This window comes from Paratissierella segnis (genome assembly GCF_014385195.1).
Taxonomy (GTDB): domain Bacteria; phylum Bacillota; class Clostridia; order Tissierellales; family Tissierellaceae; genus Paratissierella; species Paratissierella segnis.
In genome coordinates this window covers 60,744-74,917 of sequence record NZ_JACRTG010000034.1, presented here as the reverse complement: position 1 = coordinate 74,917, position 14,174 = coordinate 60,744, and the positions used below count along the sequence as shown (strand labels likewise).

The window sequence follows — 14,174 nt, the reverse complement described above, 5'->3', positions numbered from 1 at the left end:
CAGACAGGGCCGTCTGCCATCCTATTTATTTACCTTGCATTGCTTTTTCAGCAAATTGAGTAGTTACTATCTTTTCATAATCCGCCCTTTTGTCTAACTCACCAGCCAATTCCATAATATCCATCATACGATTTAATCCTTCTTCAGTAATTATCAAATCAGGCTTCCAAGAATCTTGGGATCTATATCTATCTACTAATGTCTTCAATACATCCATATCTGTGTCAGGGAATTGAGGTCTAACTGCTTCGGCAACTGCTTCATTAGAATTTTCCTGAACCCAAACCATTGCTTTATAAAGAGCATTTGTAAACTTTTGAACTACTTCCGGACTTTTCTCCATGTATTCTCTTGTAGCTGAATAGCATGTATAAGGGATGTATCCGCCTGCTTCACCTATTGAGGCTACAACATATCCTTTGTCTTCCTTTTCCAATTGTGCGCCTACAGGTTCAAACAATGATACATAATCTCCTTCTCCGCCAACAAAAGCACCTGCCAGCACATCAAATTGTACATCTGTTCTGACATTTACATCTTCAGGGATTTTCAAACCATTATTCTTGATAACATATTCTAGGGTCATTTCAGGCATCCCGCCTTTTCTGCCACCAAGAACTTCTTTACCTTTTAATTTATCCCATGTAAAATTATCGTCTTTTTCTCTCCCAACTAAAAAAGATCCGTCTCTTTGTGTAAGTTGTGCGAAATTGACCACATAATCTTCTCTGCCTTGATTAAAAACATAAACTGTTGCTTCCGGACCCATAAAGCCTATTTCAGCTTCATTGCTTAATAGTGTTGCCATTACCTTATCCGCGCCTTTTCCGTTTATGAGTTCGATTTCCAAGCCTTCCTCGGCAAAGAACCCTTTTTCTATTGCTACATATTGAGGCGTATAAAACAATGAATGAGTTACCTCAACTAAACGAATTTTTTGCAGCTTGTTTTCGCCTTTGCAGCCAGTCATGACAAAAACAACCAATAAAAGTATGCTAAAAATTAAGACAAATCTTTTAAAAACCTTTGACATCCTATCCCTCCTCGGATAATATAATAATATGATTAGTTAATAGCTATAATATTCTAAATTATTTTTATGGTTACTGGGAATTTAGACTTAAGGAGGTTAAATGCTTGAAAATTCCAAACTTGATATCTATATTTAGATTATTTTTGATTCCGGTTTTTTTATTAGTTTTTCATTCAGATATTGAAAATCGTATTTTGTATTCCGGGTTAATTTTTTTGTTAGCAGGGATTTCAGATATATTGGATGGATATATAGCCAGAAAATATAATCTTACATCCAAGTTAGGAGCGATGCTCGATCCTCTTGCTGATAAATTGATGAGCTTTGCAGTGCTTATAAGCTTTACAACGGTTAAGCTTATACCATTGTGGATTCTAATCCCCTTTTTGATCAAAGAGCTGATTATGATATTCGGAGCGGCATTTCTATATCTAAGACGTGATAATATAGTTATACCGGCAAAACCATATGGAAAGGCGGGTACTGTATTTTTATACATATCAATTTTTTCAATCGTTTTAAGGGTTCCTAAGAATATATCATATATCTTATTAACCATAACATTGATTATAAATCTAGTAGCTTTTTATAATTATTTGAAGATTTCATTGTATTCTATTAAGAATCAATCATAAATTATTGACAAATAATTTTTATATGATTATAATTAATGCACTAATTAAAAATTACGCTGATAAAGAGGAGTAGACGGGTATCCTTTAAAGAGAAAAGGTCATATGGTGGAAGACCTTAAGGCTCTAATCGTTGAAGGTAGCTTTGGAGTATTTAAACTGAAACTTTAGTAGGTTTAAACGGCAATTACCGTTATATATTTTAAGAGCCATATTTTTTTAATATGGAATCAAGGTGGTACCGCGATGCCCTTCGTCCTTATATTTTGACGAAGGGATTTATTTTTTAAGGAGGAAAGTATATGCTGGAAAATTTATCAAAAACGTATAATCCGAAAGATTTTGAAGATAGGATTTATGAGTATTGGAGTGAAAATGGATATTTTACACCTAAAGTTGATAAGACTAAAAAACCCTATACTATTATGATGCCCCCTCCAAATGTTACGGGAAATCTTCATATGGGTCATGCGTTAAATAATACTATTCAAGATATTTTGATAAGATGGAAACGTATGGAGGGATATGAAGCCCTTTGGCTTCCGGGAACCGACCATGCAAGCATATCTACAGAAGCAAAGGTAGTTGAGAAGATTAAAACGGAAGGGAAATCAAAGGAAGAGCTTGGAAGAGAGAAATTTCTTGATGAAGCTTGGGAGTGGACTCATTTATATGGTGGAACGATAAAGACTCAACTGAAGAAACTTGGTGTATCCTGTGATTGGTCTAGAGACAGGTTTACATTAGATGAAACTTTAAGCAAAGCAGTAGAGGAAGTATTTATTAGATTATATGATAAGGGGCTAATTTATAGGGGAGATAGGATTATTAACTGGTGCCCAAATTGTCATACAGCAATATCTGATGCCGAAGTTGAGCATGAGGATTCCCATGGGTATATCTGGTCGATCAGATACACAATCAAAGGAAGTTCTGAAAGTATAACCATAGCGACTACCAGACCGGAGACTATGCTGGGAGACTTGGCAGTAGCAGTTCATCCTGATGATGAAAGATACAAACACCTTGTAGGGAAGACTCTGATACTTCCACTGGTAAATAAAGAAATACCTGTAATAGCTGATAACTATGTAGATATGGAATTTGGAACAGGTGCTGTAAAGATAACGCCTTCTCATGATCCCAATGACTTTGAAGTCGGTGAAAGATTCAACCTAGGGCAGTGTGTTGTAATAGATGAAGATGGAAAGATCAATGAAAATGGCGGAATATATGAAGGGCTTGACAGATATGAAGCAAGGAAGAAAATCATAGAAGATTTGAAAGATCAAGGATATTTGGTTGAGATAAAGGAGCATGACAATGCCATTGGACATTGTGAAAGATGTAAGACCATAATAGAGCCTATAATTTCAAAACAATGGTTTGTAAAGATGGAACCTTTGGCTAAACCGGCTCTTGAAGCATATAAGAAGGGCGAATTGCATTTTATTCCGGAGAGGTTTGGGAAAATATATGTAAATTGGCTTGAAAATATTAAAGACTGGTGTATTTCAAGACAGCTGTGGTGGGGTCATAGACTTCCGGTTTATTACTGCGAGGATTGTAATGAGATAATAGTCTCAAGAACAAAAGTAGAACAATGCCCAAAATGCAATAGCAAAAATGTATATCAAGATACTGATACATTGGACACTTGGTTTTCCTCTGCACTTTGGCCTTTCTCCACTTTGGGCTGGCCTGAAAAAACGGAGGATTTGGAATATTTCTTCCCTACAGATGTCTTAGTTACAGGGTATGATATCATATTCTTCTGGGTAATTCGAATGGTATTTTCAAGTATTGAACAGATGGGAGAGCTTCCATTCAAAGATGTATTCCTGACAGGACTTGTAAGAGACTCTCAAGGCAGAAAGATGAGCAAATCCTTGGGTAACGGAATAGACCCTCTGGAAGTTATTGATGAATATGGAGCAGACGCTTTAAGATTTACCTTAGTAACGGGGAATTCACCTGGAAATGATATGAGATTTTACATGGAAAGAGTTGAAGCAAATAGAAATTTTGCAAATAAACTTTGGAATGCAACTAGATTTGTTTTGATGAATTTACAAGAGGATGTAATCCATGATGATTTAGACTTAGATAAATTGGAGGAAGAGGACAAATGGATTTTGTCCAAATTAAATAGCCTAATAAAGGATGTAACAGAAAATTTGGGTAAATATGAAATAGGGTTCGCTGCACAAGGTATATATGATTTCATCTGGGATGAATATTGTGATTGGTATATTGAAATGGTAAAATCCAGGCTGTATGGGGAAGACGGAGACAGCAAATTGATTGCACAAAATGTTCTTAGCTATGTCCTTAAGGGTATTTTAAAGCTTCTTCATCCATTTATGCCTTTTATAACGGAAGAAATATGGCAGCATCTACCAGACAATGATAATGCTCTAATTATTGAAGGCTGGCCTCTTTATAATATAGATTTCAATTTTGAAGAATCTGAAATGGCCATAGAGTATATTAAAACTGCAATAAAGAGCATAAGAAATGCAAGAGCCGAGATGAATATTGTACCTTCTAAAAAAGCAAAGATAATCTTTGTTACTAATGATAATGATATAAAAAGAATTGTAGAAATAGGAAGGAGATATTTTATTAATTTAGCAAGTGCCGAAGATATCCAAATATTTAATGACAAGGCGACTGTAGGTGAAGACAATATTTCCATAGTATTGGATGGATGTGAAGTATTTTTACCATTGAAGGATTTGATAGACTATGAGAAAGAAATAGAAAGGCTAGAAAAAGATAAAGAAAAGTTAGAAGGGGAAATAAAACGCGTAATAGGCAAGCTTTCAAACGAAGGATTTGTGAAAAAAGCTCCTGCTAAAGTCGTTGAAGAGGAAAGAGAAAAGCAAAAGAAATATGAAGATATGCTAAATCTGGTCATTGAAAGATTAGATGTTATAAAAAACAATAGATAGGAGGGAAAAAGGTTGAACTACGAGGAGGCACTTGATTATATTAATGACAAGGATAAGTACGGATCCAGATTGGGACTGGAATCAGTTGGACGTTTATTGGAGCTTTTAGGCAATCCTCATAAGGTACTAAAATATATCCATGTTGGAGGCACGAACGGAAAAGGCTCCACTTCATCTTATCTTTATCATTGTCTTAGGAGCGAAGGATACAAAGTAGGTCTATATACTTCTCCTTATTTGGAAAGGTTCAATGAAAGAATTCAAATAAACGGAGAAGATATACCGGATGAAACATTAGCAAGAATCACTGATATGGTACGTGAAAAAGCCGACATAATGGTATCTGAAGGGCTACTTCATCCAACCACCTTTGAAATTATAACAGCTATAGCTTTTTTATATTATAAAGAAGAGAATGTAGATTATGTCATATTAGAAGTTGGCTTAGGAGGAAGATATGATTCTACAAATATCATAGATGAATCCCTTGCATCAGTTATAACTACTATAGATTATGACCATATTGAAGTTCTGGGAGATACTCTTGGTAAAATTGCATATCAAAAATCGGGAATTATCAAAAAAAATGGAATAGTAGTGTCTTACCCCCAAAATGAGGAAGCACTGCAGGTTCTAAAAGATGTATCTAAAGAAATGAATGCAAAATTTTATCTAACAGAAATGGAAAATGTTAAAATAAAAGAAGAGAATAATAAGGGAAGCGTATTTGATTTTAAATACAATAATGTTGTTTTAGAAAATTTGAAAATATCCTTATTAGGCGAATACCAAATCTTCAATGCCTCCTTAGCAGTAACAACATTGATTGTATTAAGAGAAAATAAGTTGATAAGTATTTCCGATGAGTCTATTTACAAAGGGCTTATGCATACAAGGTGGAAGGGAAGACTGGAAGTAATAAGGACAAACCCAACTTTCTTAATAGATGGAGCGCACAATGTACAAGGAATCAATCAATTAACAAAAGCGATAGATCTTTTTAAATACAATAGATTAATTCTTGGAATTGGGGTATTAAAGGATAAAGACTATAAGCATATGGTTGATGTATTAATCCCAAAGGCTGATGAAATAGTGGTTACAGAAGTGGATATGCCTAGGAAATTAAGTGCTGAAGATTTAGGTAATTTAATTAGAAATTATAATGAAAAGGTGTATGTAGAAAAAAATATAAAAAATGCCGTCTTAAAGGCTTTTGAAATAGCAGATGAGAAAGACCTAATAGTATTTGGAGGCTCACTTTATTTGATAGGTGAAGTAAGGAAGATAGCAAAACAACTTTAAATTTTCTCACCCCTAATCTTGATATTGCATAGATTGTTATATAGGATTGGGGGTGTTTTTTTGAATAAAAATAAATTGATAACAGCCAATATTGGAGATGACAGTATCAGCATAATGGATATAGAGACACCAAGCAATATAACAAATGTGTTTCTCAAAGAACTGAAATATAAAAATGGAAGTTTTATTGCAAATTTAATTAGAAGGAAAATGGGACCATTGGATTTAGTAGCGGATGAAAACTCAAATTTAATCATATTAAATTCCTATGAAGAATCGGTAATCAGCGTCGACATCAACAATGGATATTTTGAAAAAATTGCAAACGTAGGGAAAAATCCTGTTTGTATCAAAATATTCAATGGGAATATCTATGTTTTAAATTGTGATTCAAATTCTTTATCCATTATAGAAGAAAAGACTAAAGAATTATTCGAAGAAATATATTTGGGCGAAAAGCCTACTGATCTACAGATAGATAAGGCGGAAAACAAATTATTCATTGCTAATTCTAATAGAAATAACATCACAGTTTTGAATTTGCTGGATTACAGTATAGAAAATATAAAATTAAATAGTCAACCTATTAGAATTATCATTGGGAAAGAAGATATCATTGTTCTTTCATATTTAAATAATGGAGTAATTAATTTTAGCGAGTTGTCAATTATTAATAAATATTCTAAAAAAATAACAAGTAAAAGCATAAAAGGGATATTTATCGATATTGTAAAATTGGGAGAAGATCTATTTTTATTAACAAACCCCGAAGACGGATATTTATATAAATTTAAAAATAATGATTTGAAAAAATATATTTTTTTAGGTGGTATGCCAAATAAAATGGTGCTTGATGATGAGAGAAATTATCTATATGTTACTGACCTACTTAACAATTATGTATTGTTTATTGATTTAAAAAAATCTATCATAACCAATAAAATAAGAGTAGGAAAAGACCCTCAGGCTATTATCCTACTCTAATCCTCATCAATAAAGATATTAATAATTTTTTGATATATTTCATTAGGGTTTTGTTTCCATAGATTGCATATATATTCTGCCTGTTCTATGGATGGTACTTCAAGATAGAGGCTAAACAAAATAGCTTCATTTTCAACAAGTTTTAAATTTACATTATATTGATTGCTTTCTTTTTTAAAGATATCTGCTTTAATCTGAGTTTCTCTCTTCAAAATATTTTTCTGAAGGTTGAATTCTATCATAAGCTCTTCTTTTGTTTTATCAGGAATTTTATTTTCAAATAGCTCTAAAGTTTTTTCACCTTTTTCAAGAATCTTATAAATATTTATATCATCTTCGGGAATTGTTTTAATGAAATCGCCTTCAATTAGCTCACTAAGATATTGTTGATATTGAAAATAATTTATATAACCTTTGCCCAATATGAATTCCGATAATTCATTTTTTGTAAAATTTTTTGGAGATGTTTTAATAATATACAATAGCAATAATTTATTTTGAGCAATATCTTCACTATTATCTGAAAACATAGATTTCACCTACTTTCAATTGTAATTATATCACAAAAAATAGGGAAGTGGATATCCACTTCCCTATAATTTATTATTATTTACCAGCCATTTGTCTTTGAGCGCTTTCTACTAAGCTTTTTACCATATATCCACCAACATAGCCGTTTACTCTAGAAGGCAATTCCCCTTTGTCCATATTATCATAATCTGATAATCCTAGTTCATTGGCTATTTCAAGTTTCAATTGGTTTAAAGCTTCTCTAGCCTCAGGGACTACTATTCTATTATTGTTAGCCATTTGTATGAGCCTCCTTTGTACGAATAGTAAAAAAGGCTTATTCTATTGATAAAAAACCTTTCTTTGCAAAAACATTTTGTTTTGCAATTTTAATATAACCAGAAAACAATCCAAATATCCTCGGTAATAATTTACGAAAGTTAGTAAAAATGTAAATATGTTAAATTTTTAAAAAATTAAATTAGTAATAATATTTTTTAAAAAGAATAATTATTATATATATTGAGGAGGTAATCTAGATGAAAAGGTATAATAATAGCCATTTCACATTAAGAATAGGAATCGTTCTTTCTATATTATTTGTTGGTATGCTGGTACTATTCATAGAAAACAATGTAGTTGATGTTGTTTTTTCACCTAAAAAGGAATTGCCTATTTACAGTGTGGATAGAGATGATAAGAAAATTGCAATATCTTTCGATGCTGCATGGGGCAATGAATTTACCGGGGATATATTGGATACACTAGATAAATACAATATAAAATCCACATTTTTTTTAGTAGGCTTTTGGGTGGATAAATATCCTGAAGATGTCAAAGAAATTGTCAGCAGAGGTCATGAAATTGGCAATCATTCAACCAACCATCCGGATATGACAAAATTATCAAAAGAGCAAATGACAAGTGAGCTAACTACGACTGAAGAAAAGATTTTCAAATTGACAAGCACTAAACCAATATTATTTCGACCTCCATTTGGGGCATACAATGATAGTGTTATACAGGTTGCAAGAGAATTGGGGTATTTCCCGATTCAATGGGATATAGATTCACTGGATTGGAAAGAACTTGGTGTGGAGCCTGTTATAGATAGAGTGGTAAAAAATGTTAGGAGCGGCTCAATTGTATTATTTCATAACAATGCAAAATATATAAAGGAATACTTACCTATAGTTATAGAGAGAGTACAAGCAAAAGGTTTTGAAATAGTTCCAATATCGGAGCTTATTTATAGAGACAATTTTGAAATGGATAATACGGGAAGACAAATCTATTTAAAATAGCGGAGGGCAAATTTGGAATTTAAATCAATATTTTTTATAGGTATAATTGAAGAAAATGAAATGAGAAGCATATTTAATTTAAGCGAGGAATTATTTTTGCTTTCGAATTATAAGATTATCTATAAAAATAAAACACATGATGTGATGGGAGTAACCAATGGAAATATTGTTTTTGTAATCTTCGATTTTATAAGAGACAATATCAAAAAATTAAATTTTAGTAATTTCTATTTTGATATAGTAATTCACTCACTTAGCAATTCTAATGATAATTTATTATGTAACGATGTATTCAAATCTTGTAAAATATGCATATTGAACTCAGATGATGAAAATTGGATCCAATTTATAAAAGGCCTTGACAATCCAATTGTTATAACCTATGGATTTAATAGCAAATCTACCCTAACCATATCGAGTCATAATATAAATCAGCAAATAGAAGCAAATCTTTATTTGCAAAGAGAAATTACACCCTTAAGCGGAGAAAGATTAGAGCCCTTTGAATTTTCTTTAGTTGCTTTGTCAAACGATAAAGAACATATCTATCCAATACTTGCTGCATCTGCACTAAATTTGTTATTGGGGGATGGTATTTTATCAAAAAAACCTTATGCAATTGTAAAATTAAAAGCCATAAGCTGGGAGTAGTCCAGCTTTTTTGATGCATATTTTTAGTTGGTCACGAATACTTATAGAAAAAAGAATATACTCAGGAATAAGGAGGGAATTTCGTGGATAAGATTATTGATACGAATATGGTTAAGGTTATAGGAAAAGTGGTGAGCGATTTAGAGTTTAATCATGACATGTATGGAGAGAAATTTTATATATTTGATCTGGAAGTGCCTAGATTAAGCAATTCTGTGGATATATTGCCAATATCTATTTCTGAAAGATTGCTAATAGGTCTTGACTTATGTCTGGGACAATATGTTATCATAGAAGGACAATTAAGATCTTATAACAGATATATAGACATGAGCAATAGATTGATACTAACAATTTTTACCAGAGAAATCTATGTGCCGGATAAAGAAGAATTAAATGAAATTATGAGAAGACCAAATGAAATTTTTTTAGATGGGTATATATGCAAAGAGCCGATTTATAGAACTACTCCGTTTGGTCGAGAAATTACCGATATTTTATTAGCTGTGAATAGACCTTACAATAAGTCAGATTATATACCTTGCATTGCATGGGGCAGAAACGCAAGGTTTTGTGAAAATTTAAATATCGGAGATCATATTAAAGTCTGGGGCAGGGTACAAAGCAGAGAGTATCAAAAGAAACTTAGCTCGGGAGAAATCGAAATAAAAATTGCCTATGAAGTTTCTATATCTAAATTGGAATTTTTGGCAAATGAAAACAATAGAATGGAAGTATATAAACTGGAAGGATAAGATAAAAGATGAGTGCAAATTTTGTAATTAGTGTTATAATATTTATTATACTTATTAGTCTTCAATACACACTAAATTTAATTTTAAAGGAACTTAGAGAAATAAAAACTTATTTAAGAAAAAACTCCAAGGACTCAATGTAAAGAAAGGGGAGAAAAGGTTGGAGGGAGGCAAAAGACAAAGGGTTTTATTTAGTAAAGAGGAGATATCAAAAAGGGTAAAGGAATTAGGCGATGAAATAAGTCTTGAATATAAGGGGAAAAATCTAGTAATTATATCTTTATTGAGAGGGAGCTTTATTTTTGCAGCTGATCTCGTAAGGGAAATTTCCATACCGGTAGAAATAGATTTCATAACAATTTCCAGCTATGAGAATGATGAAACTTCTTCAGGAATTGTAGAGATAATTCATGATCTTAGGATGAGTATTGAAGGCAAAGATGTACTTATTGTTGATGATATCTGTGACTCGGGTTATACCTTAAAAAAAGTTATAGAATATTTGAGTGGTAAAAATCCTAATTCTATAAGTGTTTGCGTTATGTTAGACAAACCAAGCAGAAGAAAAATTCAATTAAAACCAAAGTTTATAGGTTATTCTATACCGGATGTTTTTATAGTTGGATATGGATTAAATTATGGAACCCATTATAGGAATATTCCATATATTTTTACTTTTGATTAAAAAGCGCCTACAGTCATTTCTGTAGGTGTATTTGCGATGAATAGGGGGTAACTATGGAAAAACTCGAGAGACCAAATATTTTTGAAATTAATTTATTATATTTGATATTGGGGCTTTTATTATTATTTGGGGGTTACTTTGTTCAGAGTAAAGAAATATATTCCGGAATGTTAATCACAGAATTTATAATTATTTTATTGCCCAATATCTCGTATTTGAAATTTAAGGGTTATTCAATAAAAGATGTATTAAGGTTTAATAAAATCAGTTTGAAACAAATAGCATTTATTATTTTAATTATAGTGTTTGCATATCCTATAGCTGTTTTTTTGAATTTTATAGCAATGACAATATTAGGTAATTTTACTGATGCTTCACCTACGTCAGTTCCCATTCCCACATCAAATGGGGAATTTCTTTTAGGATTATTTGTAATAGCGGCAGCGCCGGGAATTTGTGAAGAAATTATGTTTAGAGGAACCATGATGCTTGGATATGATAAAATGGGATATAAAAAGAGTATAATTATCACATCTATTTTATTTGGTATTTTTCATTTCAATGCGATGAACTTATTAGCACCTATTTTTTTGGGCATGATATTGGGGCTGCTTGTGCATAAGACCAATTCCATATTATCAACAATGTTAGCTCACTTTTTAAACAACGCCATAGCTTTGTCAATAGGATTTTTCTTGACAAAATATATGAACAATTTACAATTTATAAGTATCATACCGGAGATATCTGAGCAAATGGAAATACTTTTATCATTTATATTTTTTGGGAGCCTTGCATTAGTTTCAACTGTTATAATAATATTTTTATTTAAACATATGCCTGAAAGTGAACCAAAAGAATTAATCTATGAATTAGAATTAGATAGGGATATCTTGGAGATTAATAATGGCTTTAACAGTATCAAATATGTGCCTTTATTGATTGTATTTATAATATTTATCTTTATGAATTTCATAATATTGATCTAGAGAATAAATTTGTCGTTAACTCCTAATACTAGTGATATAAATGGTTAAGGAGGTTAAAATGTGGGCGATGATAAAAATTATAAAGTTGAAATAGTGGAAGATAGCTTAAAATATGAAATAGCGGAACAACTGGGCCTTTTAGATAAGATACTTAAAGATGGATGGGCCGGTCTTACGGCCAAGGAATCCGGGAGAATAGGCGGTCTAATGACAGCTAGGAGAAGAGGGAGGAATATACAAAAGAAAAAATATGAATAGTTATAATGAATTTGCAACCATTTATGATGAGCTGATGAATGATTTTGACTATAAAAGATGGGCTGATTATATAGAATCTATATTTGAATTTTATCATAAAAAACCAAATAAAATTTTGGAGATGGCATGTGGAACGGGAAATCTAACGTATCAGTTGGCTAAACGGACGTACAATCTGGTGGCATTTGATCTATCATCTGAAATGTTAACAAAAGCATATGAAAAATTATATAGGTTCAAAAATGTAAAATTATTAAACCAAGACATGACCTCATTTGAATTGAATAAAAAATTTGATAGCATTATATCAATTTGCGATAGCATCAATTATATATTGGATATAAAAGATTTATTTTGCACATTTACAAATGTGTACAACCATTTAGAAGAAGACGGAATATTTATCTTTGATATAAATTCATTTTATAAATTAGAAAAAATAATTGGGAATAATATCTTCATAGAAGATAGAGATGATGTATTTTATACTTGGCAAAATGAATTTAATTGTTATAATAATATATGTAGCTTTTATCTCACATTTTTTATAAATAAGGATGACAGATATTATAGGTTTGACGAAGAGCATGAGGAAAGAGCATATAATGTAGAAGAAATTACAGATATTTTATATAAGATAGGGTTTAAAAAGATAGAGTATTTTGATTGTTTTACTTTCAATAAAATAAATCCAGATACAGAAAGAATTAACTTTATAGCCATAAAATAAAAACTAATTTTAGAATATGAGAAGTTATCAAAGGGAATTATATATAAAAAGAGTGAAGTTTATAAAAAAGTGAAGTTTATATATTCACTGGTTAAATGTAAAATTGGAGGTAAGTAAATGGAAAAAGGAACAGTAAAATGGTTTAATTCAGCAAAGGGTTATGGATTTATATCTTCTGCTTCAGGAGAGGATGTGTTTGTACATTTTTCAGCAATACAGGGAGATGGGTATAAATCATTAGAAGAAGGACAGGAGGTAGAGTTTGAAACAACTCAAGGTGAAAAAGGTCCTCAGGCAATTAATGTAGTTAAAATATAGTCTTTAGATTATGAGTTAAAGCCCCTGACAGGGGCTTTTATTATGTATGAAAGGCGGTAAAACATGGAGGATTATTTAATTCGAGGTATGGATAAATCGGGGAGACTAAGGGTATTTGCGGCATCTACTACACATTTAGTTGAACATGCAAGATCTATACACAACACTTCCCCAACAGCAACAGCAGCACTGGGTAGATCACTAACGGCAGGAGCAATAATGGGTTCAATGATGAAAAATGATAGTGATATTTTAACACTTAAGATATCAGGGGGTGGGCCTATTGGTAATATTATTATTGTTGCAGATAATAAGGGCAACGTAAAGGGCTTAGCAGACAATCCGTTTGCAGATGTTCCGAGTAGAAGCGATGGAAAATTGGATGTGGGAAGACTTGTTGGTAAAAATGGAGTTGTTACGACAATTATGGACTTAGGTTTAAAAGACCCCTATGTTGGACAGAGCAATTTAGTATCAGGGGAAATTGGAGAGGACATAGCCAATCTTTATTTAGTTTCAGAGCAGCAACCTTCTGCTGTAGCCTTGGGAGTATTAGTAGATAAAGATATATCCTGCAGAGCAGCAGGGGGATATTTTATTCAATTGCTTCCGGGTATTGATGATGAAGATATAGACAGAATTGAAGAAAGAATAAAGGTTTCTCCTTCTGTCTCTGCAATGATAGATAAAGGACTTACACCGGAAGATATAGTCAAAGAATTGTTAGGCGATTTTGATATTGATATATTGAGTACAATGGGTTTGAATTATAAATGCAATTGCTCGAGAGACAAGATAAGAAAAGTTTTAATAAGTTTAGGCAAGAAAGAGGTAGAAGATATGCTTAAAGAGGATGGGAAGGCTGAAGTAGTCTGCCATTTTTGCAATACTAAATATCAGTTTAATAAGGAAGATTTAGCTAAAATTCTAGTTGACATATGATTTTTAATATTGTATACTATCTATTGTGGCTAAGCACGGGAATTACAACAGGTCTAGCAACCGCCTGAGTTGTGTTGGAAATATAAGCCCAGATAGCTCAGTCGGTATGGCCAGAGAATCCAAA

16 protein-coding genes and 1 other annotated feature are annotated in these 14,174 nt (G+C 31.9%); of the genes, 13 read left to right on the top strand and 3 right to left on the bottom strand.

Annotated features, from left to right (window positions below; translation table 11 throughout):
* Window positions 1–25: 25 nt before the first annotated feature.
* The gene (locus H8707_RS14470; RefSeq protein WP_262430861.1) at window positions 26–1,033 is read right to left on the bottom strand and encodes an ABC transporter substrate-binding protein; all 1,008 of its coding nucleotides are present in this window, start codon (window positions 1,031–1,033) and stop codon (window positions 26–28) included.
* 104 nt (window positions 1,034–1,137) lie between these two features.
* On the opposite strand from H8707_RS14470, the gene pgsA reads away from it, so the two are divergent.
* The 4 genes from pgsA (at window position 1,138) to H8707_RS14450 (ending at window position 6,908) form a co-directional block, all read left to right on the top strand.
* Window positions 1,138–1,668: a CDP-diacylglycerol--glycerol-3-phosphate 3-phosphatidyltransferase gene (gene pgsA / locus H8707_RS14465; RefSeq protein WP_262430860.1), complete on the top strand. Its 531-nt coding sequence runs from the start codon at window positions 1,138–1,140 to the stop codon at window positions 1,666–1,668.
* 47 nt (window positions 1,669–1,715) lie between these two features.
* Window positions 1,716–1,929 (top strand) — a binding site (T-box leader).
* Window positions 1,930–1,967: 38 nt separating this feature from the next.
* Window positions 1,968–4,619: a valine--tRNA ligase gene (locus H8707_RS14460; RefSeq protein ID WP_262430859.1), complete on the top strand. Its 2,652-nt coding sequence runs from the start codon at window positions 1,968–1,970 to the stop codon at window positions 4,617–4,619.
* 12 nt (window positions 4,620–4,631) lie between these two features.
* Window positions 4,632–5,924, top strand: coding sequence for a bifunctional folylpolyglutamate synthase/dihydrofolate synthase (locus H8707_RS14455; protein ID WP_262430858.1), 1,293 nt, complete (start codon window positions 4,632–4,634; stop codon window positions 5,922–5,924).
* Between the two features lie 60 nt (window positions 5,925–5,984).
* Window positions 5,985–6,908, top strand: a complete 924-nt coding sequence (locus tag H8707_RS14450) for a YncE family protein (protein WP_262430857.1) — start codon at window positions 5,985–5,987, stop codon at window positions 6,906–6,908.
* Here H8707_RS14450 and H8707_RS14445 read toward each other — a convergent pair.
* Both H8707_RS14445 and H8707_RS14440 read right to left on the bottom strand, forming a co-directional pair.
* On the bottom strand, window positions 6,905–7,438 hold the full coding sequence (locus H8707_RS14445; RefSeq protein ID WP_262430856.1) for a DUF4364 family protein: 534 nt from the start codon (window positions 7,436–7,438) through the stop codon (window positions 6,905–6,907). The genes H8707_RS14450 and H8707_RS14445 overlap by 4 nt on opposite strands.
* 76 nt (window positions 7,439–7,514) lie before the next feature.
* Complete coding sequence (locus tag H8707_RS14440; RefSeq protein ID WP_262430855.1) at window positions 7,515–7,718, bottom strand: alpha/beta-type small acid-soluble spore protein; 204 nt, start codon at window positions 7,716–7,718, stop codon at window positions 7,515–7,517.
* Window positions 7,719–7,957: 239 nt separating this feature from the next.
* Between H8707_RS14440 and H8707_RS14435 the strand changes: the two genes are divergently transcribed.
* The 9 genes from H8707_RS14435 (at window position 7,958) to hslO (ending at window position 14,050) form a co-directional block, all read left to right on the top strand.
* Window positions 7,958–8,722, top strand: coding sequence for a polysaccharide deacetylase family protein (locus H8707_RS14435; protein ID WP_262430854.1), 765 nt, complete (start codon window positions 7,958–7,960; stop codon window positions 8,720–8,722).
* 12 nt (window positions 8,723–8,734) lie between these two features.
* The gene (locus H8707_RS14430) at window positions 8,735–9,373 is read left to right on the top strand and encodes a hypothetical protein (protein ID WP_262430853.1); all 639 of its coding nucleotides are present in this window, start codon (window positions 8,735–8,737) and stop codon (window positions 9,371–9,373) included.
* Between the two features lie 83 nt (window positions 9,374–9,456).
* Window positions 9,457–10,128, top strand: a complete 672-nt coding sequence (locus H8707_RS14425; protein WP_262430852.1) for a single-stranded DNA-binding protein — start codon at window positions 9,457–9,459, stop codon at window positions 10,126–10,128.
* Between the two features lie 160 nt (window positions 10,129–10,288).
* Complete coding sequence (hpt, locus tag H8707_RS14420; RefSeq protein ID WP_262430851.1) at window positions 10,289–10,813, top strand: hypoxanthine phosphoribosyltransferase; 525 nt, start codon at window positions 10,289–10,291, stop codon at window positions 10,811–10,813.
* A 53-nt stretch (window positions 10,814–10,866) separates the two neighbouring features.
* Complete coding sequence (locus H8707_RS14415) at window positions 10,867–11,802, top strand: type II CAAX endopeptidase family protein (protein WP_262430850.1); 936 nt, start codon at window positions 10,867–10,869, stop codon at window positions 11,800–11,802.
* A 60-nt stretch (window positions 11,803–11,862) separates the two neighbouring features.
* Complete coding sequence (locus tag H8707_RS14410; protein ID WP_262430849.1) at window positions 11,863–12,060, top strand: alpha/beta-type small acid-soluble spore protein; 198 nt, start codon at window positions 11,863–11,865, stop codon at window positions 12,058–12,060.
* Window positions 12,053–12,790 carry a class I SAM-dependent DNA methyltransferase gene (locus tag H8707_RS14405; RefSeq protein WP_262430848.1) on the top strand — a complete coding sequence of 246 codons (738 nt, stop codon included), beginning with the start codon at window positions 12,053–12,055 and terminating at the stop codon, window positions 12,788–12,790. The genes H8707_RS14410 and H8707_RS14405 overlap by 8 nt, the downstream gene beginning before the upstream one ends.
* A gap of 117 nt (window positions 12,791–12,907) precedes the next feature.
* Complete coding sequence (locus tag H8707_RS14400; RefSeq protein ID WP_262430847.1) at window positions 12,908–13,108, top strand: cold-shock protein; 201 nt, start codon at window positions 12,908–12,910, stop codon at window positions 13,106–13,108.
* A 63-nt stretch (window positions 13,109–13,171) separates the two neighbouring features.
* Entirely contained in the window at window positions 13,172–14,050 is an 879-nt protein-coding gene (hslO, locus tag H8707_RS14395) for an Hsp33 family molecular chaperone HslO (RefSeq protein WP_262430846.1), read from the top strand.
* Window positions 14,051–14,174: the final 124 nt, after the last annotated feature.